Source organism: Pelagibius sp., assembly GCF_965249265.1.
Lineage (GTDB): Bacteria > Pseudomonadota > Alphaproteobacteria > Kiloniellales > Kiloniellaceae > Pelagibius.
The window spans coordinates 4,896,125-4,917,338 of sequence record NZ_OZ252224.1 but is presented as its reverse complement, the minus strand read 5'-3'; the positions used below and the strand labels follow the sequence as shown (position 1 = coordinate 4,917,338).

21 protein-coding genes are annotated in these 21,214 nt (G+C 64.8%); 13 read left to right on the top strand and 8 right to left on the bottom strand.

All coding sequences use genetic code 11. From position 1 onward, the window contains the following. Window positions 1-22: 22 nt before the first annotated feature. Together ACP146_RS22905 and ACP146_RS22900 are read right to left on the bottom strand one after the other, a co-directional pair. The gene (locus ACP146_RS22905; RefSeq protein WP_422369071.1) at window positions 23-1,186 is read right to left on the bottom strand and encodes an alpha/beta hydrolase; all 1,164 of its coding nucleotides are present in this window, start codon (window positions 1,184-1,186) and stop codon (window positions 23-25) included. Window positions 1,187-1,199: 13 nt separating this feature from the next. Continuing rightward, window positions 1,200-2,240 (bottom strand): ABC transporter ATP-binding protein, encoded by a 1,041-nt coding sequence (locus ACP146_RS22900; protein ID WP_422369070.1) that lies wholly within the window; start codon window positions 2,238-2,240, stop codon window positions 1,200-1,202. Between the two features lie 318 nt (window positions 2,241-2,558). On the opposite strand from ACP146_RS22900, the gene ACP146_RS22895 reads away from it, so the two are divergent. From ACP146_RS22895 to ACP146_RS22875, 5 genes are all read left to right on the top strand, one after another. Further along, complete coding sequence (locus ACP146_RS22895) at window positions 2,559-3,962, top strand: phenylacetate--CoA ligase family protein (RefSeq protein ID WP_422369069.1); 1,404 nt, start codon at window positions 2,559-2,561, stop codon at window positions 3,960-3,962. Window positions 3,963-4,038: 76 nt separating this feature from the next. Beyond that, window positions 4,039-4,209 carry a zinc-finger domain-containing protein gene (locus ACP146_RS22890; protein ID WP_422369068.1) on the top strand — a complete coding sequence of 57 codons (171 nt, stop codon included), beginning with the start codon at window positions 4,039-4,041 and terminating at the stop codon, window positions 4,207-4,209. Window positions 4,210-4,302: 93 nt separating this feature from the next. After that, a complete protein-coding gene (polA, locus tag ACP146_RS22885; RefSeq protein ID WP_422369067.1) occupies window positions 4,303-7,077 on the top strand; it encodes a DNA polymerase I in 2,775 nt (924 codons plus the stop codon). 40 nt (window positions 7,078-7,117) lie between these two features. Then, complete coding sequence (gene merF / locus ACP146_RS22880) at window positions 7,118-7,330, top strand: mercury resistance system transport protein MerF (protein WP_422369066.1); 213 nt, start codon at window positions 7,118-7,120, stop codon at window positions 7,328-7,330. Beyond that, on the top strand, window positions 7,330-8,463 hold the full coding sequence (locus ACP146_RS22875; protein ID WP_422369065.1) for an aminotransferase class V-fold PLP-dependent enzyme: 1,134 nt from the start codon (window positions 7,330-7,332) through the stop codon (window positions 8,461-8,463). The genes merF and ACP146_RS22875 overlap by 1 nt, the downstream gene beginning before the upstream one ends. A gap of 121 nt (window positions 8,464-8,584) precedes the next feature. Here ACP146_RS22875 and ACP146_RS22870 read toward each other — a convergent pair whose 3' ends face one another. The 4 genes from ACP146_RS22870 to ACP146_RS22855 form a co-directional block, all read right to left on the bottom strand. Then, window positions 8,585-9,346, bottom strand: coding sequence for an SDR family NAD(P)-dependent oxidoreductase (locus tag ACP146_RS22870; protein WP_422369064.1), 762 nt, complete (start codon window positions 9,344-9,346; stop codon window positions 8,585-8,587). Between the two features lie 260 nt (window positions 9,347-9,606). Further along, window positions 9,607-10,179, bottom strand: coding sequence for a TetR/AcrR family transcriptional regulator (locus ACP146_RS22865; protein WP_422369063.1), 573 nt, complete (start codon window positions 10,177-10,179; stop codon window positions 9,607-9,609). A 173-nt stretch (window positions 10,180-10,352) separates the two neighbouring features. Beyond that, the gene (locus ACP146_RS22860; protein WP_422369062.1) at window positions 10,353-11,963 is read right to left on the bottom strand and encodes a phosphoenolpyruvate carboxykinase; all 1,611 of its coding nucleotides are present in this window, start codon (window positions 11,961-11,963) and stop codon (window positions 10,353-10,355) included. 208 nt (window positions 11,964-12,171) lie between these two features. Beyond that, window positions 12,172-12,981 (bottom strand): HugZ family protein, encoded by an 810-nt coding sequence (locus ACP146_RS22855; protein WP_422369061.1) that lies wholly within the window; start codon window positions 12,979-12,981, stop codon window positions 12,172-12,174. A gap of 231 nt (window positions 12,982-13,212) precedes the next feature. Between ACP146_RS22855 and ACP146_RS22850 the strand changes: the two genes are divergently transcribed. The 3 genes from ACP146_RS22850 (at window position 13,213) to ACP146_RS22840 (ending at window position 15,787) form a co-directional block, all read left to right on the top strand. Then, window positions 13,213-14,217, top strand: coding sequence for a sodium-dependent bicarbonate transport family permease (locus ACP146_RS22850; RefSeq protein ID WP_422369060.1), 1,005 nt, complete (start codon window positions 13,213-13,215; stop codon window positions 14,215-14,217). 23 nt (window positions 14,218-14,240) lie between these two features. Continuing rightward, the gene (locus tag ACP146_RS22845) at window positions 14,241-14,549 is read left to right on the top strand and encodes a DUF190 domain-containing protein (protein ID WP_422369059.1); all 309 of its coding nucleotides are present in this window, start codon (window positions 14,241-14,243) and stop codon (window positions 14,547-14,549) included. Between the two features lie 191 nt (window positions 14,550-14,740). Beyond that, window positions 14,741-15,787 (top strand): patatin-like phospholipase family protein, encoded by a 1,047-nt coding sequence (locus ACP146_RS22840; RefSeq protein WP_422369058.1) that lies wholly within the window; start codon window positions 14,741-14,743, stop codon window positions 15,785-15,787. 16 nt (window positions 15,788-15,803) lie between these two features. Here the strand turns inward: ACP146_RS22840 and pspF are convergent, their stop codons facing one another. After that, window positions 15,804-16,856: a phage shock protein operon transcriptional activator gene (gene pspF, locus ACP146_RS22835; RefSeq protein WP_422369057.1), complete on the bottom strand. Its 1,053-nt coding sequence runs from the start codon at window positions 16,854-16,856 to the stop codon at window positions 15,804-15,806. A gap of 211 nt (window positions 16,857-17,067) precedes the next feature. Between pspF and ACP146_RS22830 the strand changes: the two genes are divergently transcribed. The 5 genes from ACP146_RS22830 to ACP146_RS22810 all read left to right on the top strand — a co-directional run bounded on the left by ACP146_RS22830 (window position 17,068) and on the right by ACP146_RS22810 (window position 20,015). Then, entirely contained in the window at window positions 17,068-17,214 is a 147-nt protein-coding gene (locus tag ACP146_RS22830) for a hypothetical protein (protein WP_422369056.1), read from the top strand. Window positions 17,215-17,341: 127 nt separating this feature from the next. Further along, window positions 17,342-18,049 (top strand): phage shock protein PspA, encoded by a 708-nt coding sequence (pspA, locus tag ACP146_RS22825; RefSeq protein ID WP_422369055.1) that lies wholly within the window; start codon window positions 17,342-17,344, stop codon window positions 18,047-18,049. 23 nt (window positions 18,050-18,072) lie between these two features. Then, the gene (pspB, locus tag ACP146_RS22820) at window positions 18,073-18,294 is read left to right on the top strand and encodes an envelope stress response membrane protein PspB (RefSeq protein ID WP_422369054.1); all 222 of its coding nucleotides are present in this window, start codon (window positions 18,073-18,075) and stop codon (window positions 18,292-18,294) included. Continuing rightward, on the top strand, window positions 18,291-18,713 hold the full coding sequence (pspC, locus tag ACP146_RS22815) for an envelope stress response membrane protein PspC (RefSeq protein WP_422369053.1): 423 nt from the start codon (window positions 18,291-18,293) through the stop codon (window positions 18,711-18,713). The genes pspB and pspC overlap by 4 nt, the downstream gene beginning before the upstream one ends. Window positions 18,714-18,761: 48 nt before the next feature. Continuing rightward, entirely contained in the window at window positions 18,762-20,015 is a 1,254-nt protein-coding gene (locus ACP146_RS22810) for a serine hydrolase domain-containing protein (protein ID WP_422369052.1), read from the top strand. Between the two features lie 12 nt (window positions 20,016-20,027). Here ACP146_RS22810 and ACP146_RS22805 read toward each other — a convergent pair whose 3' ends face one another. Then, on the bottom strand, window positions 20,028-20,555 hold the full coding sequence (locus ACP146_RS22805; RefSeq protein WP_422369051.1) for a PAS domain-containing protein: 528 nt from the start codon (window positions 20,553-20,555) through the stop codon (window positions 20,028-20,030). Between the last annotated feature and the right edge of the window lie 659 nt (window positions 20,556-21,214).

The window sequence follows — 21,214 nt, the reverse complement described above, 5'->3', positions numbered from 1 at the left end:
TGCGGCGGCATTGCGCGGGTTTTCAGCAGGCCGGCGGGCTGCAGACCCCGGCTTCGGCGGTTTCGTCCTCTGCCTCGGCGCCGTCTCCGGCGTTTTCCCCAGCGTTTTCTCCCGTGTTCTCCTGCGCCAGGCCTGCCAGCACTTCGGCGGCGTAGGCTTCGGCTTCGGAGGGCAGCGGCGCCTGGGGATCGCGGGTCCAGGCGGCGATGTCCTCGATCACCACCCGGGCCTGCAGGTCGCGCAGCAGCATGTGCCAGCCCTCGGCATAGAGGGCGAAGCGCTGCACAGAGGGCTTGGGGCCGGCGGCTTCCGGCGGCAGGCTGCGCCAGAAGCTGTAGGTCGGCTCGGCCGGTATCACCTCGTCGCGGGCGCCATAGAGCAGCAGCACATCGCCGTCGATCTGCGGGGCCGCCTGCAGGGCCGCGTCCATCAGGTTCACCACGCCATAGACGGCATCGACCCGGGTTTTCTTGATGAACAGCGGGTCGCGGCCGAGGCCGCGCAGCATCTCGATATTGTCGGAGGCCTGAATGCCCAGGCCGCTGCCGCTGAAACGGGCCCAGGGAAAGAGGTGGGCGCTGGTCCAGAGCGCGATGCGCTGGCCGAGCGGCATGGTCGAGCGGGCCCAGACCGCCGGCGCCACCAGGATCACCCCTTCGGCTGACGGGGGGCTGGGGCCGGCCAGGGCGGAGAGCACCACGGCACCGCCCATGGACTCGCCCAGCAGGAACAGCGGCAGGCCCGGATGGCGGCGGCGCAGCAGGGCGGCGGCGTCGGTCAGGTCGCCGGTCAGTATTTCCTTGCCGGCCCAGAGCCCGGTATGGGGCGCGGCGCCGAAGCCGCGCTGGTCATAGGCATAGATGAAAAGCCCGAGCGCCGCGAGTTCGGGACCGGCTTCGGCAAAGGCGTTGGAGTAGTCGTTGAAGCCGTGCAGCGCCAGCACCACGCCGTGGGGTTCGCTGCCTCCCGGCGGCGCCCAGGACCGGAGCGGCAGGCGGGTGCCGTCGGCCGTGATGAATTCGCTCTCCCGGACCTGCGGGCCGTCCAGCGTCAGGCCGTCGGCGACCAAAGCGTCCAGGCCGGGCCCCGGCGGCGCCAGACGCGGCGCACAGGCGCCGAGGCCCCCTGCGATCAGCACCAGCAAAAGAAAGGCCGTGAACAACCGGGTTGAGCGATGGATCTTCATGACGGCCGTCTCGTCAGGCTGCGGCGCCCTTGTCTCCGTCTTCGCTGCGCCCGCTCCCCTCATGAGCGCCGCGGGTCAACTGCAGGAAGATGTCCTCCAGGTCGGTCTCTTCGGTCGACATGTCGATGACCGAGAGGCCGGCTCCGCAGACGGCGTCGAGGATCTGCGGCACCGGGCTGTCGCTGGCGTGGTAGCGGAACAACAGGCGCCGCGCCCCGGTCTGCTCCGGCGCGAAGGGGTTCAACACCTCGGGCACGCCGGGCAGGTCGCGGTCGAAGATCAGCGTCAGAGCCTTGTTGTCGAGGCGCGCCAGCAGGCTTTCGGTGCGGTCGCAGGCGATCACCTTGCCGTGGTTGATGATGGCGATGCGGTCGCAAAGCTCTTCGGCCTCTTCCAGATAATGCGTGGTTAGCAGCACCGTGGTGCCGGCGCGGTTCAGTTCCCGCACATTGGCCCAGAGTTGCTGGCGCAGTTCGATATCGACGCCGGCGGTGGGTTCGTCCAGCACCAGCACCGGCGGCTGGTGCACCATGGCCTTGGCCACCATCAACCGGCGGCGCATACCGCCGGAGAGGGTGCGGGCATAGGCATCGCCTTTGTCCGCCAGGCCCATGGCGGCCAGGATGTCGTGGCTGCGGCGCTCTGCCGGCGGCACGCCGTAGAGACCGGCCTGCAATTCCAGCAACTCAAAGGGGGTAAAGAAGGGGTCGATGTTCAGTTCCTGGGGCACCACGCCGATGGCGCTGCGGGCCTGGCGGGTTTCCCGGTCGAGATCGAAGCCCCAGATCGCCGCCGCGCCTGCGGTCTTGTTCACCAGCCCGGCCAGGATGTTGATCAGGGTCGACTTGCCGGCGCCGTTGGGGCCCAGCAGACCGAAGAGCGAGCCGCGGGGAATGTCCAGGTCCACGTCGTCCAGTGCCAGCTTGGCCGGCGCTTTGCCGGCGGCCTTGTAGGTCTTAGTCAGGCCTTTGACGGAGACCGCCTGTTCCGGCAGGCCCTCGATCGCCGCTGGCGGGAGGCCGTCCATGGTGGCTTTGGGGGGTTCACTGTTCATGCTTGCCTTTCCTAGCAAAGCGGATCTCCGCAAACCGCAGGTGCTTCGGTCCCAATCCTTCGATCCTGACGCTTTCGACCCTGCCATTTCACTGCGGTGCTGAGCTTATACGAAGACACGCGCAGCCGCTGCGGCAGCGGTGCCGCCTGTTGCGTCTTTTCAGACGCTTTTTCAGGCGGAAATTGCGGCTGACATGGGTAACACCAGGGTCTGACAGGGTCAACAGAGGCCGCGGATCGGCCAAAATGGCGGGATTCGGCGGGTCAAGCGGCATTGCAAAGGGTTTACCTGGCGGGCGGACCTCTGTTATCCGGGGGCATGAAATCCTCACGGCCGACGGTCCCGCCGCTCTATCGTCCGCTTCCTTCCGCCCACAGCACCATCGCTTGGCCGGCCCTGCCCGGCCCCGAGGTCGCGCTTCTGACCGGCATGCTGCACCAGCTCGACGAGAGCCAGTGGTGGTCGCCGGAGGACCTGCGTCGCCAGCAGCTACGTCAGGCCAATGCCCTGATGGTGCATGCCTATCGCACCGTGCCTTTTTACCGCGACCGCCTGGCCCAGGCCGGATTCGTGCCTGGCCAGGCCCTCAGTGAAGAGGTCTGGTCGCGCATCCCGGTGCTCACCCGCGCCGATCTGCAGGAGGCCGGCGACAAGCTGTTCAGCCCTGAAACTCCGGAGCGCCACGGCAAGACCTACGACATTTCCAGCAGCGGTTCGACGGGCCGGCCGGTGAAAGCCAAGGGAACGCGGCTGGTGCAGTTCATCTGGGACGCGATGACGCTGCGCGAGCATCTTTGGCACCGCCGCGATTTCAGCGGCAAGCTGGCGGCCATCCGATCCCTTCCCAACGGCGCGGCGGACTATCCCAAGGGCGCCGCCTCGCGATTCTGGGGGCGCTCGACCAAAGACGTCTTCGAAACCGGCCCCGCCGTGATGCTGCACATCGGCAGCAAAATCGAGGATCAGGCCGAGTGGCTGCAGCGCCAGAAGGCCGACTACCTGCTGACCTATCCCTCGGCCCTGCGGGAACTGCTGCTCTATTGCCAGCGCAAGTCGCTGCGGTTTCCCGAGCTGCGCCAGATCCGGACCCTGTCCGAACTGCTGAACCCGGAAATCCGCGATCTCTGCCGCGAAGTCTGGGGCCTGGAGATCGCCGACCTCTACAGCACTCAGGAATGCGGCTACCTCGCTTTTCAGTGTCCGGAAGAAGGGTCCTATCACGTTCAGGCCGAGACCATGCTGCTGGAGGTGCTGGACGACAGTGGCGCGCCCTGCCTGCCGGGCGAGGTCGGCACCGTGGTGGTCACGCCGCTGCACAACTTCGCCATGCCGATGCTGCGGTATGCGGTGGGTGATCTGGCCGAAGTGGGGGAACCTTGCGCCTGCGGGCGCGGCCTGCCGGTGCTGAAGCGCATCCTCGGGCGGGTGCGCAACGTCCTGGTCTATCCCGACGGCCGCAAGGCCTGGGCCCTGCTGGGCGACATGTACTACACCGAGATCCCGGCGATCCGGCAGTTCCAGATCGTCCAGAAGACGGTCGAAGACATCGAGATCAAGATCGTCGCCGAACGCTCGCTGACGCCCGCCGAGGAGGAAAAGGTCCGCGGCTGGTTTCGCGACCGCAGCGGCCACCCCTTCAACATTGTCCTCAGCTATCATCAGGAAATTCCCCGCGGCCCCAGCGGCAAGTTCGAGGATTTCCGTTCGGAAGTGGCTGTTTAAGAAGACCCTTCAGGGATTGATTAGCTGGGGTGGCGCGCTATCATCGCGCCAGCAACCGCTCTTTTGGAGAAGACGCATGGAGCCGCCTGAAATCGTCACCGTGGACCGCGAGCAGGTCGCCTGCGATGGCGGCAAGGGCGCTCTCGGCCATCCCCGCATCTTCCTGAACATGGAGGGCAAAGGCCAGATCGACTGCCCCTACTGCGGCAGGCGCTTCGTCCTGAAACAGGACAGCGCTGCCGAGTAGTCCGCCGGCGGCGTCAGGATCTGTCAGTTGGTTTGCCGGTCCTGCGCCTCTGCGCGCTCGACTTAGGCCGGACGCTCCGGCATTCTCCGGGGTATGACAACAGCCCCCTACAAGCACCTCTATCTGGTTGACGGTTCCGGCTATATCTTCCGGGCCTATTTCGCCATCCCGCCGCGCAGCACCTCCGACGGCACGCCGGTCAACGCGACCTTCGGCTTCACCAACATGCTGATCAAGCTGCTGCGCGACAGCGACGCGGACGGCATCGCGGTGATCTTCGACAAGTCGTCGAAGTCTTTCCGCAACGAAATCTACGACCAGTACAAGGCCCACCGGCCCGACCCGCCGGAAGATCTGATTCCCCAGTTCGCGGCGATCCGCGAGGCGACCAAGGCCTTCAACCTGCCCTGCATCGAGATGGAGGGCTATGAGGCCGACGACCTGATCGCCACCTATGCCCGCCAGGCCAAGGAGGCCGGGGCCGAAGTGACCGTGGTTTCCTCCGACAAGGACCTGATGCAGCTGGTTGACGGCGGCATCACCATGCTGGATCCGATGAAGGACAAATCCATCGGCCCGGATGAGGTGGTGGAGAAGTTTGGCGTGGGGCCGGAGAAGGTGGTCGACGTCCAGGCCCTGGCCGGGGATTCGGTCGACAACGTGCCGGGGGTGCCCGGCATCGGCATCAAGACCGCCGCCCAGTTGATCAACGAATACGGTGACCTGGAAACGCTGCTGGAGCGGGCCGGCGAGATCAAACAGAACAAGCGCCGCGAGAAGCTGATCGAAAACGCCGAGATGGCGCGCATCTCCAAGAAGCTGGTGACCCTGGAGCGTTATGCCCCGGTGGAAGAGGGCATCGAGGGCTTTGCCCTGCGCCAGCCGGAGCCCGAAGCCCTGCGCGCCTTTCTGGAGCGCTACGAGTTCCGCTCCGTGTTGCGCCGGCTTTCCGAACAGCTGGGCGATGCAACGGCGGAGGAAGCGGCGGCGGCTCCGGCGGCACCGGGCGAGGCCAAGTACGAACTGGTTCAGGACCTGAAATCGCTGGAGGGCTGGGTGAGCGCGGCGCGCAAGCGTGGTGTCCTGGCGGTGGATACCGAAACCACCTCGCTGGACGCCGTGGCCGCCGATCTGGTCGGTATCTCCCTGGCGACCGAGGCGGGCAAGGCCTGCTACATCCCGCTGGGCCACAGAGGGGATGCGCCCAGCGACGGCGGCCTCGATCTGGAAGGCGGCGGCGCCGAGGCGCCCAAGCAGATCCCGATGGACAAGGCCATCGCCGTCCTGAAGCCGCTGCTGGAAGATCCCGGCGTTTTGAAGATCGGCCAGAACATCAAGTACGACATGCTGGTCTTCGCCCGCCAGGGCATCGCGGTGGCGCCGGTCGACGACACCATGCTGCTGTCCTACGTGGTCGAGGGCGGGCTGCACGGCCACGGCATGGACGACCTGGCGCAGATCCACCTGGACTACCAGACCATCAAGTTCAAGGACGTGGCGGGCAGCGGCAAGAACCAGGTGACCTTCGACCATGTGCCGCTGGACAAGGCACTGGACTACGCCGCGGAGGACGCCGACATCACTTTGCGGCTGCATCAGGTGCTGAAACCGCGTCTGGTGAGCGACCGTCTGACCACGGTTTACGAGACCATCGAACGGCCCCTGGTGCCGGTGCTGGCGGCCATGGAGTTGATCGGCATCAAGGCCGACCGCGACACCCTGCGCCGCATGTCCAATGACTTTGCCGCGCGCATCGGCGAGCTGGAAGTCGAGATCCATAAACTGGCGGGGCGGCCCTTCACCATCGGCTCGCCCAAGCAGCTCGGCGAGATTCTCTTCGACGAGATGAGCCTGCCGGGCGGCAAGAAGGGCAAGTCCGGCTCCTATGCCACGGGGGCCGACATTCTTGAGGGCCTGGCGGCTCAGGGCCACGATCTGCCGGCGCGGGTGCTGGACTGGCGCCAGCTCTCCAAGCTGAAGAGCACCTATACCGACGCGCTGCAGAATCAGATCAACGAGGAAACCGGGCGGGTCCACACCTCCTATTCCCAGGCGGTGGCTTCCACCGGGCGGTTGTCGTCCAACGACCCCAACCTTCAGAACATTCCGATCCGCACCGAGGAGGGGCGTAAGATCCGCACCGCCTTCGTCGCCGAGAAGGATCATGTTCTGCTGTCGGTGGACTACAGTCAGATCGAACTGCGCCTGACCGCCGAGATCGCCGAGGTCGACGCTCTGAAGCAGGCGTTCCATGACGGCCAGGACATCCACGCCATCACTGCTGCCCAGGTTTTCGACATTCCGGTCGAGGGCATGGACCCCATGACCCGGCGCAAGGCCAAGGCGATCAACTTCGGCATCATCTACGGCATGTCGGCCTTTGGTCTGGCGCAGAACCTGGGCATTCCCCAGGGCGAGGCGCGGGACTACATCGCTGCCTATTTCGAGCGCTATCCCGGTATCCGCAGCTACATGGACCGCACCAAGGAACAGGCGCGCGAGCAGGGCTTCGTCACCACGCTTTTCGGGCGCAAGATCCACATCCCCGGCATTCAGGACAAGAACCCGGCAAGGCGCAGCTTCTCGGAACGTGCCGCCATCAACGCACCGATCCAGGGCACCGCCGCCGATATCATCAAGCGCGCCATGATCCGCGTGCCCCCGGCGCTGGAACAGGCCGGGCTCAAGGCGATGATGCTGCTGCAGGTTCACGACGAACTGCTGTTCGAGGTGCCGAAGAACGAAGTCGAGGAAACCTCCGCTCTGGTGCGCGCGGTGATGGAAAACGCCTGCGCGCCGGCGCTGGAACTCTCCATCCCCCTGGTCGCCGATGCCGGCACCGGCGCCAATTGGGCCGAGGCGCATTAGGGACGAGGCGTCAACTTCGGTGACGGGTTAAGGTCGCACCATGGCGGATCGCAGGCTCCTAAAGATCGGTGTCGTCGGAACGGTGGTGACTGCGCTCTGCTGTTTCACGCCTTTGCTGGTCGTGCTCCTCGGCGGGCTCGGCCTCTCCGCCTGGATCGGTGTTCTGGACTATGTACTGCTGCCTGTCCTTGCCTTCTTCATCGGCCTGACGGTCTATGCCTTCCGGAAAAGCAATCGCAGCAAGGCCGGTTGATGTCGCCGCCAAGTATCCGCCCCCTGCCCGCCCCGAAAAGCGACTTCATCGGCCTGGAGGGCAAGATCCATCTTTCCACCGGCGGCGAACCACCTTTGCTGAAGGTGCATCGTGACGCTTTCGAGCGCTTTGCCGCGGACAAGGCGGCCGGCTTCGACGGCTACTGGCGCCACTGGGAAGAAGCAGACGAAGCGCGCAAGGCCCTGGCCCGAATGACACAGGCCGAGCCTGGTGACATCGGTCTGCTCGGCAATGCTTCAGAGGCGATCATGCGCGTCGTCTCCAGCATCGACTGGCAGGCCGGTGACAACGTGGTGGTACCGGCGTTTGATTACGCTTCCGGCCGCTTTGCGCTCGCCAGCTTAAAGGCCTCGGGTGTCGAGGTGCGCCTGGTGCCCGGTCGCGGTTGGTGGATCGAGCGGGACGACATCCTGGCCGCCTGCGACGACCGCACCAGCCTGATCTACCTCAGCCAGGTGAACGCCTTGACCGGACAGCATCACGACGTTGCCGCGCTGTCGGGTGCGCTGGACGGATCGGATGTTGCGCTGATGGTCGATGCCAGCCATGCCCTCGGCGTGGTGCCGGTCGATGCGCGCGTTGCCGACTTCACGGTCAGTTGTTGCTATAAATTCCTGCTCGGCATTCACGACGGAATCCTGGTGTGGAACCGGCGGCGCCGGCCAGACTTTGCGCCCTCAGGCGCCGGCTGGGCTTCGGCCACCGCTGGTGACACGCCGGCGGACTATCACTTGAAACCCGATGCACGAAGAGTGGAGTTCGGCAACGCCGGGCATCTGGGCGCCTATCTGTTGCGGGACTCCCTCGCCTATCTGGAAAGCTTCGGCATCGATGCCATCGCCGCCCACACCCGCGCTTTGAGTGGGCGGCTGATCGCCGGCATGACCGATCTCGGCCTCGATGTTATGACACCGGCGGCGGCGGCGCACCGTGCCGGTAACGCCGCCTTCGCCTATAGCGATGCGCAAGGCCTGACCCGCCGGGCGGCAGCGGAAGACGTCTTTGTCTGGGGCGACAATGGACGTCTCCGCGTGTCCGCCCACCTCTTCGCCACGGAGGCGGATGTCGAGATCTTCCTGGAGCGGCTACCGCGTTATCTGGCTTCGAACTAGCGTCTGTCATGTTAGGACGGCACCGGCCCGCTCCCCCTCCCGGCCACCCACTAGGATAATCTCATTGGGTGGCCGGGAGGGGGAGCGGGCTGGAACCGCCTCGACGTAAGTCGAAAACCCTCTAGCGCCCGGCGGTAACGCCGCCGTCGACCGGCATGACGGTGCCGGTGATCCAACCGGCTTCTTCTGAGGCGAGGAACAGCAGGGCCGCCACCACGTCGGCGGGCTGGCCGTTGCGCCCGATGGGATGAAAGGCGTTGAAGGTGGGCAGGGTCTTGGCGACTTCCTCTTCGCTCATGAAGGTGCCGTAGACCGGTGTCTCGACGACCGCCGGGGCGACGCCGTTCACCCGGATCTTATCCCCGGCGAGTTCGATCGCCAGGTTACGCACCAGGGCGTGGACGCCGGCATTGGCGGCGGAATAGGCGCTGGAGGGTGTCGCGGCGACCGCCACCTCGGCCCACATGGATCCGGTATGAACGATGGCGCCGCCGCCGCGTTCGCGCATCGCCCGGGCGGCAGCCTGGGCGGTGAAGAATTTTCCTTTCAGGATCGTGGTCAGGAAGCCGTCGTAGTCGGCCTCGCTCAAGTCCAGGAAGGGTTTGGGGGTGAAGATGCCGGCATTGTTCAGCAGGATATCGACGCCGCCGAAACGCGCCTTGGCCTTGTCGACCAGGGCCTGTCCGACCTTGGGGTCGCCGATGTTGCCGGCCAGATAGTCGGCCTGTTCGGCGCCGATGTTGGCAACGGCCTGTTTCAGTTTTTCTTCGCTGCGGCCGTTGATCACGACCCTGGCGCCTTCGGTTGCGAGACGCTCCGCCGCTGCCAGACCGATACCGGAACCGCCGCCGGTGATAACGGCGACCTTGTTTTCAAAACGCATGACCCATCCCCTTGCTGTGAGAGAAGCATCTTATCTACCTAGTGATAGGTAGATAAGATGCAGGCTAAGGAGATCAAGGCTCAGAGTCAGAATTGTTCAGCCTGGATTTACCTGTCTAGACTGCCGGGGGCCCAGGCGCGTGTGTTGAGGCGGCTGGCTGCAAGGGAGGCGATGGTTAACCTGCCCCCTTTCAATTGGCCGGGCCCTGTCTGTCGGATTGAACGGAATCGCCTCGGGCCGTTCGCCGGGCCGGATGCATTTCAGTCGATGGACTTCAGGACCCGCAGGAAGGCATTGGCGGCCCGGTCGAAACGCTCGGGATCGTTCAGGGCGCGGGCCACCACCATGGCGCCTTCCAGCAGCGAGAGAAACTGATCGGCGACCGCCTGGGGAGAACCGAGATAGGCGATCTCCCGGGCCTTGCGGCCCTGCTTCAGAACCTCGACGAGCCAGGCCTCGCAGAGCATGAAGAAGCTGCGCACCCGCTCGCTGACGGCCTCCGGCAGGCTGTCCCTTTCCGCCCCCAGCATGCCGCAGAGGCAGAGGCGGTCGCCTTTCAGGGTCTGGCGGAACAAGGCGATGAAGTCCTTCAGCCGCTTCGGCGCCTCGTCGCTGCGCGCGAGGATCTTCTGCAGCTCGCTGTCGAAGTTGTCCTGGTAGCGGTCGACCAGGGCCACGCCGAGATCGGTCTTGCTGGGAAAGTGGTAGTGGATGCTGGCCGACTTGATGCCGATCTCGCCGGCGATGTCGCGATAGCTGAAACCATTGTAGCCGCGCGTCTGCACAAGACGCTGCGCCACATCCAAGACCTTGTCTGCGGTGATCGCCGACATATCTACCGAGCCCTTCCCCTCAGAAGTCTCAATATTGAAGGGATCGCCGCAGAGTGCAACGATTTCATCGGGCCGTTGCGGCCATCGAAACCCTGACGCGATCTGCACAAAGGTCCCCTCCCGCCGGCAGCGGCTCGGGCGCTTGCCGGCGGGTCTGGGCAGATGGGTGCAAATCAGGCGGCGGCGCGGATACCGGCCTCGCGGACGGTCTCGCCGACATAGGGTTCGAACTGCTTGAAATTGGCCTCGAAGCGCTGGGTCAGATCGCGGACCGTCAGGTCATAGGCCCGTTTATCGCCCCAGGTGTTGCGCGGGTTGAGCACCTCGGAGGGCACGTTGGGGCAGGCCTCCGGCATGGCCAGGCCAAAGGCCGGGTGACGCGCCGTCGCGGCTTCGCTCAAACAGCCGCTCAAGGCCGCCTGCACCATGGCGCGGGTATGGGCGATCTTCATGCGCGATCCGGTGCCGTAGGCACCGCCGGTCCAGCCGGTGTTCACCAGCCAGCACTTGGCCCCGGTCGCCGCCATCTTCTCGCCCAGCATCTTGGCGTAGACGGAGGGGTGGCGCGGCATGAAGGGGGCACCGAAGCAGGTCGAGAAGGTCGCCGAGGGTTCCGAGCCCATGCCCTTTTCCGTCCCCGCCACGCGGGCGGTGTAGCCGGAAAGGAAGTGATACATGGCCTGGTCCGGCGTCAGGCTGGAAATCGGCGGCAGCACGCCGAAGGCATCGGCGGTCAGCATGACGATGTTCTTGGGCTGCCCGCCCTGGCCGTCGGCGCAGATGTTGGGAATGAAATCGAGCGGATAGCTCGCCCGGGTGTTTTCGGTATGGCGGGCGTCGTCGAGATCCAGTTGGCCGCTGGCCGGGTCCATCACGACATTTTCCAGCACCGTGCCGAAGCGCCCCGTGGTGGCGTAGATCTCGGGCTCGGACTCGGCGTCCAGCCGGATCACCTTGGCATAGCAGCCGCCCTCGAAATTGAAGACACCCTTGGGCGACCAGCCGTGCTCGTCGTCGCCGATCAGGCTGCGCCTGGCGTCGGCGGAAAGCGTGGTCTTGCCGGTGCCGGAAAGGCCGAAAAAGATCGCCGTATCGCCTTCGGGCCCGATGTTGGCGGAGCAGTGCATCGGCAGGACATCGCGTTCCGGCAACAGGTAGTTCAGGACGGAGAAGATCGACTTCTTGATCTCGCCGGCATAGACGGTGCCGCCGATGATCACGAGGCGGCGCGCGAAGTTGACGACGATGAAGCTCTCGCTGTTGGTGCCGTCGACTTCCGGATCGGCATGGCAGTAGGGCGCATGGATCACGGTAAAGCCGGGCAGGAAGTCGGCCAGCGCGTCCGGCCGCGGCTGGATGAACATGTTGCGCGCGAAAAGCGAGTGCCAGGCGGACTCGCTGACCACCCGCACCGGCAGGCGGTAGTCGGGGTCGGCACCGGCATAGACGTCCTGAACGAAGACGTCGCGGCCCTGTAGGTAGCCGCAGACCTTGCGGTGCAGGCGATCGAAGCCGTCTTCGTCCATGGCCACGTTCACATCGCCCCACCAGATGTTCTGCTCGCTGGAGGCTTCGCGGGCGATGAACTTGTCCTTGGGGGAGCGTCCGGTGTGCTTGCCGGTCAGGACCACCATGGCCCCGCCTTCGGAAAGCTGCGACTCGCCGCGCCAGAGAGAGGCGCCGTAGAGGGCGGCGACGTTGAGATTCCAGTGTGCTTTTCGAAGATTGACGAGGCCGTGCAGATCGAGGCCGTGGCGGCTGATGGCCGCGCCGATGTTTTCCAACGAATTGTCTCCCACTGCTCTATTCCGGTGACGGCCCTTTTGTGGCGGAGACGTTGACTGTCCCTTCGAGATGCCGGGCCTTTTGAGGGTCACATGGACCCCCTTGGCCATCACAGATAGTCCATCCCCTGGGGCTTTGTCATGGCGTTTATGTGTTCTTTCTAATCCTTTTCAAAGGGATTCTCTAACGTATCCGCTGCTGGATATTTTAAGCCGTTCCGGCGGCTTCCCGGGCCTGCCGGGTCAGGGCCACAAGGGCCGCTCTGGCGCTCTCCGCATCGTTGATTTCCTGGGGGAAGTCGAGCCTTTGCAGGGGCCCTTCCGGTCCCGGACCGCGCAGATCGAAACCCTCCGGATCGATGCCGGTCATGATCCAGGGGCCGCCTTTCCGCCGCAGAAGGTGTTGCGCCATCAGGGCCAGGGCGTCGCCGTGGTCTTCGTTCATATGGGCGACGACGTCGGCTTCGGCCGCGGCGAGGGCCGCCGCACCACTGCAGTCGTGCAGCAACAGCTCTGCCGCCAGCCAGTGGATGTCGCCGAAGCCCGCGACGAGGTGCCCCTTCTCGATCTCGAAGCGGTAGAGGTTGAAATCGCCGAAGCCGGCATAGAGCGCCGCGCCGGGATGGCGGCGTGTGAAACGCGCCAGCGCCGCCGGCGAGTCGATCCGGTCGAGCCTGCCCTGCAGGCTGATGCGCGGCCCGGTCAAAGGATCGTCGTAGCCGGCGGTGCCGTCGATCAGCAGCCCGGCGCGCGGCGAGGCCTTCAGGTTGGCGGTGTGATCGGCCAGATCGGAGAGCAGCAGAAGAGGGCCGGCGTCCTGGTCCACCGCCATGATCACCAGAGAGGCATAGGGGTCGCCGCTGCCGTCCTTCTGCAGGCTGGTCGCGAGGCTCGCCCGCTCCGCGCGTCTCAACAGGCCGCGCGCCAGATCACCGGGCTGCCCTGCCGGGTGCTTTCCGGGCTGCCTCCCGGGCCCTGGCGAGGCTGCCTCTTTCTCGCCGCCGCTTTCCAATGCCATCGCTGTCCTCCGACAATCCGGCCCCAAGAGCTCCCTGCCCCGGGAACCCGGTGACGGTAACCCATCGATTTCCGCTCCGCAGCCGGCAATCCGCCGAGAGGGCGCGCCTGCGGCGATCCATCGCTTCTTGGTTTGGTTCCGGTCTTGGACTAAAAGTCTCGAGACGCCCCTATCTTATGTAGTGTCCTTTTCAGCCCTCCTGCCTCCCTCCCGCTGTTCCGGAAAGCCTGCGTGCCTGATCTGCTTCCCCTGGCCATCGATAATCTGCTTTCGCCGATCATCCTGTTTTTCGCGCTGGGGTTCGGCGCGGCGCTGCTGCGCTCCGACCTCTCGATACCCGAGGCCTTTGCCAAGGCGATGGCGCTCTACCTTATGCTGGCGATCGGCTTCAAAGGCGGCGTGGAACTGAACAAGCAGGGTCTGAACTGGACCGTCGCGGTCATTCTGCTGGCTGGCGCCGCCCTCAGTTTCGTCATTCCGATGATTGCCTATACCCTGCTGCGAACCTTCACCCGTCTCGGTCAGGCCGATGCGGCGGCGGTTTCCGCCCACTACGGCTCCATTTCCGTGGTCACCTTCGTCGCCGGCAGTGAATTTCTCACGCTCATGGGGATCGGTTTCGAAGGCTACATGGTCGCGGTCATGGCGATCATGGAAACCCCGGCCATCGTCACCGGTATCTGGCTGGCCCGGCGCAACCTGAAGGGGACCGCGGAGGCGAGGCCGCGGCGGCAAAAGGGACTGCTGGACCGCGACCTGATGCGCGAGATCTTTCTGAATGGCAGCGTCGTGATCCTGATCGGATCCTTTGTCATCGGCTGGATCACCGGACCCAAGGGGCTGGATGCCATCGCGCCCTTTGTGGTGGGGCCCTTCAAAGGGGTGCTTTGCCTCTTCCTGCTGGATATGGGGCTGGTGGCGGCGACCCGCCTGCGCGGCGCCTCCGAGCTGACCTGGCGGCTGGTTCTCTTCGGCATCACCATGCCGGTGGTCGGCGCCTCCCTGGGTCTCACGACCGGCTGGGCCCTGGGCCTCGGTCCGGGCGAGACCGCGCTGCTGGCCCTGCTCTGCGGCAGCGCCTCCTACATCGCCGTGCCCGCCTCCATGCGCCTGGCGGTGCCGGAGGCCAGTCCCGGCATCTATCTCACTCTGTCCTTGGCGATCACCTTTCCATTCAATCTCACCTTCGGGATTCCGCTCTACTTTTCCGTCGCTGCGGCGATATCATCGCCCTAAAACAACCCGGGAAGACGCCATCCATGGAAACCCACCTCCGCAAGAAGCTGGATATCATCGTCGAAGCCCCGCTGGAGCGCCGCGTGGTCGCCTTGTTGGAGGAGCAGGAGGTGCGCGGCTATACGATCATGCCCTGCCTTTCCGGCAAGGGGGCCGACGGCGCCTGGCAGCAGGGGGAGATCAGCGAGGCGCTCTCCATGCGCCTGATCGTCGTCATCGCCCGGGAAGAGGCGGCTCACCGGATTATGGCGGCGGCTCACGAACTGCTGCGCGACTACAGCGCCATCATTACCCTCTCCGACGTCGAGGTCATCCGCGCCGATCATTTCTGAGCCTTTGGGGCCGGCCTTTGCGGCCGGCGGCCCAATGTGCCTTGGAATTGCCTTAAGTTCTTGTTCACCAATCACAATTAGAACACTGGCGAGCGCCTTGCCGGATCCCCTTTTGGGGAGGCATGAGCGCAGCAAGGTCGCAAAGAAACCGCCCCGGGTTGGAGATGCTCCAGACGATGTCTGGAGGCATCATGGCTTTAAGAAACGGCATTTCACGTCTCGATTCCGCCCTGGCGCGCCCCTTGGGCCGCGCTGCCCGCCGCAAATCCGCCCGGCGCAGGCTCTCGCTTGCCTTGCAGGGCGGCGGTGCCCACGGCGCCTTTACCTGGGGCGTGCTGGACCGCCTGCTGGAAGAAGACCGGCTGGAGATTGACGGCCTCAGCGGCGCCAGCGCCGGTGCGCTGAATGCCGCGGCTCTGGCGAGCGGCTGGCTGGAGGACGGGGCCGAGGGCGCCCGGGTCAGCCTTGAGCGGCTCTGGCGGCGGGTCAGCGGGCTGGGAGAGTTCTCTCCGGCGGCCGCCGCGACCCCGGCCCTGGACATGATGACCCGCCTGTTCTCCCCCTATCAGCTCAATCCCCTGGATGTGAACCCGCTGCGCCGCCTGCTGGATGAGGTGATCGACTTCGAAAGCCTGCAGCTCGCGGAGACGCCGCGGCTGTTCATCTCGGCCACGGAGCTGAAGCAGGGCCGCGCCGCGCTCTTCGAAAATCCCGATATGACGGTCGATGTCCTGCTGGCCTCCGCCTGCCTGCCCCATCTCTACCGTGCCGTGGCGATTGACGACGGGCACTACTGGGACGGCGGCTTCATGGCCAACCCGACGATCTTTCCCCTGGTGTTCCATTGCGACAGCCGGGACGTGATGATCATACAGATTGACTCCATGACCACCGACGAGGTGCCGCGCAGCGTCCGCCAGATCAACAACCGGCGCAGTCAGATCATGTTCAATGCCCCGCTGATGCGCGAGCTGGAGGCGCTCGGCTACATGGGGCGCATTGCCGGGCCGGGCCGCCAGCGCGGCGGCGACATGGCGGCCCGGGTGCGCGGTCTGAACCTGCACCTGCTGGATGGCGGCGCCGCCATGCGGGCCCTGGACGTCACCAGCAAACAGCGCGCCGACTGGCATTTCTTCCAGAAGTTGAAGGCGATCGGCCGGGATGCGGCAGCCGCCTGGCTGGAACGGCATGGTGACGCCTTGGGGGAACGCTCTTCAATGGCATTGCCTGGCGTCTGATGCGGCGGTTTCGGTCTCAGGCGGGGCGTTCCAGCAGCCCGTGCTTGCGCAGCCGGTTGCGCAGTTGGTCATAGGTAAGGCCGAGCTGTTTCGCGGTGGCGCGCTGGTTGAAGCGCTGGGCCTCCAGGGCCTGCTGCAGCAGGTCGTGTTCCACCCGCTTCAGGGCTTCCTTCAGATCGAAAGCGCGCAGCGGATCGGATAAGACGCCGCCGGTCCTGCCGGGTTCCGCGCCATCGGCATCCGGCTTTGTCTCGCCGGCAGCCGCACGCTTTGCCGCAAGGGGCGCCAGCGGATAGGGGCTGGCGAAGGGATCCAGAACCACCTTGTCGATCGCTGCGTCCGGCGTGCCGCGGGCGACGGAGCGTTCCACGGCATTGCGCAGTTCGCGCACGTTGCCCGGCCAGGCATGTTCCGCCAAACGGGCCAGGGCGGCCTCCGAAAAGCCGGGGAACTGCGGCCAGTCCAGTTCCTTGGCCATCTCGCGCCCGAAATGGGTGGAAAGCAGGGGGATGTCCTCCGGCCGCGCCCGCAGCGGCGGCAGGGTGATGACCTCGAAGGCCAGGCGGTCCAGCAGGTCGGCGCGGAACCGCCCCTCGGCGGCGGCCTCCGGCAGGTGCTCGTTGGTGGCGCCGATCACCCGGACATCGACGGTCAGACCGGCATTGCCGCCGACCCGCTCGAAACTGCCGTACTCGATGACCCGCAGCAGCTTTTCCTGGATCGCCGGGGTGGCCGCGGCGATCTCGTCCAGAAACAGGCTGCCGCTGTCGGCCAGTTCGAAGCGTCCGGCCCGGCGCTTGACGGCGCCGGTGAAGGCCCCGGCTTCATGACCGAAGAGTTCGGATTCAAGCAGGCTCTCGGCCAGGGCCGCGCAGTTCAGCTTCACGAAGGGGCCGTCCCAGCGCCGGGAGAGGAAGTGCAGCCGCGCGGCGACCAGTTCCTTGCCGGTCCCGCGCTCACCGATTACCAGCGCCGGCCTGTCCAGGGGGGCGATGCGGGAGATCTCTTCCGCCAGGGCGAGGAAGGCCGGCGACTCGCCGAGCAGGGGTGGGAGGTCTGGCGTCTGCATGATTTGAATATAGCTAACAAAAAGCTAATTACACCAAGAATTGGCGCTTTTCACATTATTGGTGAGATCACTGTATTCCAATCTGGATTATTTAATCTATGAAAATCAATGGTTTGTCGATTTTCATCAAACTTGGCACGCTCCCTGCTATTTGCCTTGGTGAAAAGCACCACTGCGGCCGTGAAGCCGCAAAACCAAGAGAGAGGCACCGATGTCAATGCACCGCCTGGACGATGAACCCCGAACGAAAACCCTGGAGAACTGGGTCAACAAGATCTGCACCTATCTGGGCAGCCGGACGGCGGATCACTGGCTGATGTTCATCGGCGGCATTGTGGTCGGCGCTATTCTCACCTGATGCAAGACCTGACCCTCGCCGCATTTATTGAACCCTGAAACGCTACCCCCAAGCCCCGAAACACCGAGCCTCCCGAAACCCCAAGCCCCCCGAAACCCCGAGTCCCCCGAAACAAGGAACATCACCGATGGGTATTTTCTCCCGCCTCGCCGACATCATCAATTCGAACCTCAGTGCCATCCTGGACCGCGCCGAAGAGCCGGAAAAGATCATCCGCCTGGTGATCCAGGAGATGGAGGACACCCTGGTCGAGGTGCGCTCCACCGCGGCCAAGACCATTGCCGAGAAGAAAGAGATTTCGCGCCGCCTGTCGCGCCTCGGCGATGCCCAGCGCGGCTGGGAGGAAAAGGCCGAACTGGCGCTGTCCAAGGGACGCGAAGATCTCGCCAAGGGTGCGCTGCTGGAGAAGGCCAAGCTGGCCGAAGCGGCCGAGGCCCTGCGCGAGGAGTTCGAAGATCTGGAAGTCCTGTTGCAGCAGGGCGAGGCCGATGTCGCCAAGCTGGAGAGCAAGCTGCGCGAAGCCAAGGCCAAGCAGCAGGCCCTGGCCGCCCGTCACGAGACCGCCGGCTCGCGCCTGAAGGTCCGGCGCACGCTCTATGACGGCCGTGTCGAAGAGGCTTTCACCCGCTTCGAGCAGGTCGAAAAGAAGCTGGACGAGGCCGAGGGTGCGGTCGAGGCCTACGACCTCGGGCGTGACGGCCGCTCGCTGGCCGATGAGATCTCCGAACTGGCGGCCGAATCCGCCATCGAGGACGAACTGGCGGCGCTGAAGGCCCGGATGGAGAAGTCCGGCGCCAGGAAGCCGGCTGACGGCGGCAAAACGGACAGCAACTAAAAGATCCCAGGGGCTAGAAGACCATGGATTTCGAAGTACCGGTCATACTCTTCCTCGCGGTCGTCGCGCCGATCTGGATCATCGCCCACTACGCCACGCGCTGGCGGGCGACCAAGTCGCTGTCGAGTGATGAGGAACAGTTGCTCGAGGAGCTTTGGACCAGCGCCGAGCGCATGGAGCAGCGTATCAATTCCCTGGAGCGCATCCTCGATGCCGAGGTGACGGACTGGAGGAAACAGTTATGAGCTGGCATGGCCCCCGCTCCTGCGGGCCGCGACACCAGAGGGACCCCAAGGCGCGGCCCAGCCGCCTCTACCGCAACCGGGCAAGGGGCAAGGTATCCGGCGTCTGTGCCGGGATCGCCGATTACTTCGGCATCAGTACCTTCGTCGTGCGTCTGGTCGCGTTGATCTCGCTCTTCATGTTCACCTTCCCGACCCTGGTCTGCTACATCCTGGCGACCATCCTGCTCGACCCGGCGCCTGAGTTCACCTACCAGTCCGAAGAGGAAAAGGAGTTCTGGCGCCAGGTACGGCTGAAGCCGAGCGAATCGCTGTCCCGGCTGCGCCACAAGTTCCGCGATCAGGAACAGCGTGTCCGCAATATGGAGGCCTTCGTGACCTCCTCCGAAGCGCGGCTGCATCGCGAGTTCCGCGACCTCTGATAAACGGCCCGCCGGGAAACCGGCGGTGCCATCATCGGGAAAAAAGTCATGAGACGTCCAAGACGCGGCGGGGTCGCCGCCCTGGCGGTGATCCCGCTCAGCCTGATGGCCCTGTTCGCCTACTTCATCGCGACCTATGAAGGACCGCTGCTTCCCGGCGACCATGCGCGCCCGGCCTCGCAGGTCGCGCCCCCGGCGCTCCCGGCAGCACCGGCAGTCAACTGCCTGGGCGATGCCGATTTGCAGCGCCTGGGTTGGGACCCGGCGGCGCTCGTTGCTGTCTTCGCTTATCTGGAGCAGCTCAGCAGCGACAGTCTGATGATCGTAACCCGGGGCGAAACGGTTGCCTCCTTCGGCGATCTTGCGCAGCCCCGCCCCATTCACTCCATGCGCAAGGTCCTGCTCTCGGCGCTGGTCGGCCAGCACCAGGGGATGGGCGCGCGGCAGATCGACCTCTCCGCCACGCTGGCGGAGCTGGGCATAGACGATATGCCGGACCCGCTGACAGCGCCGCAGAAACAGGCGACGGTCCTGCATCTCGTGAAATCGGTTTCCGGAATCAACCACGCCGCCGCGGCCGAAGGCGGCCTCGTGGCGGAAAAGAACCGCCGCCTGGGCAAGGCGGAAAACACGCCGGGCACGACCTGGGCCTACAACAACTGGGATACCAATGCCCTGACAACAGTCTTCGAAACGCGGACCGGCCTCTCGGTTGCCGACGCCTTTGACGCCGGCATCGCCAATCCGCTGGGTCTGCAGGACTTTACGGTGGCGGCTGTGACCTACAAGGCCGAACCGGCCCTGTCGCAGCACCGCGCCGTGATGTTCCGGATGTCGGCCCGTGATTTGGCCCGCTTCGGGGGGCTTTATCTGGACCGCGGCGAGGTCGACGGCGAGTCCATCCTGTCGGCTTCCTGGATCGATCGCATCACCACCGACTACCTGGAAACCGGGCGTGACGGCCTGCGCCACGGCCATGGCTATCTTTGGTGGATTCCGGGGCCGGGCAGCGGCTTGCCGCCGGGCACGTTCTGGGCCTGGGGGTTCGGCCAGCAGGCGCTTTTTGTTGTTCCAGCCTGGCGGACCGTGATCGTTCATCAAGCCGATATGTCGGCCTTCATGAAAAACCTTCGCAGCTCGGTGGGAGGTGGAGAAAGCGATGCCGAAGACGCTTTTGAGGAGCTGGCTCTGTCTTGTCTCAAACCGCTGGCGGGTGAAACGCAATTCTGCCGCGAAGACCGTTTCATCCTGCGCGGCGAGTTCGATCGATTGCTGTCGTTGATTGTTGCGGCGCGGCTCTGACCGTGCAGAGCCTCACCCCTCTTCGTCGGCGTCGCGCATCAGGGAATAGACCAGGATCTGGCTGACGTTGGTGCCGTCTTCGGAAAGCGGCAGGAGGATACCGTACTCGCTGCGCATGACGCCGCGGTGGGTCTTGAACTCCAGCAGCTCGAACAGGAAGCAGCGCTCTTTGCGCACCAGCTCATAGGCTTCCATGACCACTTCCAGGCTCGGCCCGACAAAGCCTTCGGAAACCAGCTTGCCCGTGGGGTCGTGGCCGCGCAGCAGCACCTCTTCGGTTCCCACCACCCGGTAGCGCAGGATGGCGCTGCCGCGGTCGTCGACGCCCTCGACATCGATGAGCAGCAGGCTGGGCAGGTGGCGAACCACCTCGGCGGGGTCGAAATCGGCGCGGCAGGGCATGCGCCGGTCGCCGCGCAGCCCGTCCCAGTAATGAAAGATCTCGGCGATGCGCTCCGGACAATGATCGAGGAAGGCGCGGTTGGTACAGCGCGTCGGCAGGCCATATCTGGCCTTGCGAAAACCCTCACTCAAAGTCACGCCGCAATCGGCCCTTACTTGTTGCCCAGACAATCTTTCCGCCCTCGGCCATCCAGCAAAGAGAAGCAAGCGAAAACACTCTTTTTAAGAGCAATAAATAAGTAATAGACGCGCAAAAGAAGAATTTATTGCTCTCTGGTCGATATGCCCGTTCAAACTATACTCCCTTTGGGAACGCAAATCACCCAATCCTAAACACAATTTGGCCAATGCGGGAACTAATTGTCACGGGTTTTCCCCGTATGCTCAAGGCCTGTGAAGGGGCGCTTGCCTGCGGGTGCAATCGCGAAGGGCCGAAATTGGCCGATTTCAGTGTCGGCGACTCTCTTTGTTCCTAAAAATGCCGCAAATCCGCCACACTCGACCGCCACCCTGCCGGCCTTACAGCCGCTTCTCGGTCGCTTGACGGCCGCGCGGGCGCGTTTTGGGGGGAGCATCACCAGGTCGGGTCCAGCGACAGCCACTCAAGTCTTGCCGCGTCTGCGGCTTGCCGTTGACCGCGGGTTCTGCTTTGGTCCGCCCACCCGGGCCTTTCAGGCTGGAGCGCTGAGCGGGGCGCGCTGATTGGGTCGCGCTTATTGGGGCTGGGGTTGATCTGGTTTTTGTGCCCTGATTTGATTTACTGAACCAGCCTGGATGATCCTGCGCCTTACGGTCAG

Bases quoted from the DNA above. Each gene is read 5' to 3' on its own strand.
- pspF (WP_422369057.1), bottom strand. From the start codon at position 16,856: ATGCAGACGCCAGACCTCCCACCCCTGCTCGGCGAGTCGCCGGCCTTC.
- pspB (WP_422369054.1), top strand. From the start codon at position 18,073: ATGGATTTCGAAGTACCGGTCATACTCTTCCTCGCGGTCGTCGCGCCG.
- ACP146_RS22830 (WP_422369056.1), top strand. From the start codon at position 17,068: ATGTCAATGCACCGCCTGGACGATGAACCCCGAACGAAAACCCTGGAG.
- pspA (WP_422369055.1), top strand. From the start codon at position 17,342: ATGGGTATTTTCTCCCGCCTCGCCGACATCATCAATTCGAACCTCAGT.
- ACP146_RS22900 (WP_422369070.1), bottom strand. From the start codon at position 2,240: ATGAACAGTGAACCCCCCAAAGCCACCATGGACGGCCTCCCGCCAGCG.
- ACP146_RS22855 (WP_422369061.1), bottom strand. From the start codon at position 12,981: ATGGCATTGGAAAGCGGCGGCGAGAAAGAGGCAGCCTCGCCAGGGCCC.
- ACP146_RS22810 (WP_422369052.1), top strand. From the start codon at position 18,762: ATGAGACGTCCAAGACGCGGCGGGGTCGCCGCCCTGGCGGTGATCCCG.
- ACP146_RS22845 (WP_422369059.1), top strand. From the start codon at position 14,241: ATGGAAACCCACCTCCGCAAGAAGCTGGATATCATCGTCGAAGCCCCG.
- ACP146_RS22840 (WP_422369058.1), top strand. From the start codon at position 14,741: ATGGCTTTAAGAAACGGCATTTCACGTCTCGATTCCGCCCTGGCGCGC.
- ACP146_RS22875 (WP_422369065.1), top strand. From the start codon at position 7,330: ATGTCGCCGCCAAGTATCCGCCCCCTGCCCGCCCCGAAAAGCGACTTC.
- pspC (WP_422369053.1), top strand. From the start codon at position 18,291: ATGAGCTGGCATGGCCCCCGCTCCTGCGGGCCGCGACACCAGAGGGAC.
- ACP146_RS22905 (WP_422369071.1), bottom strand. From the start codon at position 1,186: ATGAAGATCCATCGCTCAACCCGGTTGTTCACGGCCTTTCTTTTGCTG.
- ACP146_RS22865 (WP_422369063.1), bottom strand. From the start codon at position 10,179: ATGTCGGCGATCACCGCAGACAAGGTCTTGGATGTGGCGCAGCGTCTT.
- merF (WP_422369066.1), top strand. From the start codon at position 7,118: ATGGCGGATCGCAGGCTCCTAAAGATCGGTGTCGTCGGAACGGTGGTG.
- ACP146_RS22870 (WP_422369064.1), bottom strand. From the start codon at position 9,346: ATGCGTTTTGAAAACAAGGTCGCCGTTATCACCGGCGGCGGTTCCGGT.
- polA (WP_422369067.1), top strand. From the start codon at position 4,303: ATGACAACAGCCCCCTACAAGCACCTCTATCTGGTTGACGGTTCCGGC.
- ACP146_RS22890 (WP_422369068.1), top strand. From the start codon at position 4,039: ATGGAGCCGCCTGAAATCGTCACCGTGGACCGCGAGCAGGTCGCCTGC.
- ACP146_RS22895 (WP_422369069.1), top strand. From the start codon at position 2,559: ATGAAATCCTCACGGCCGACGGTCCCGCCGCTCTATCGTCCGCTTCCT.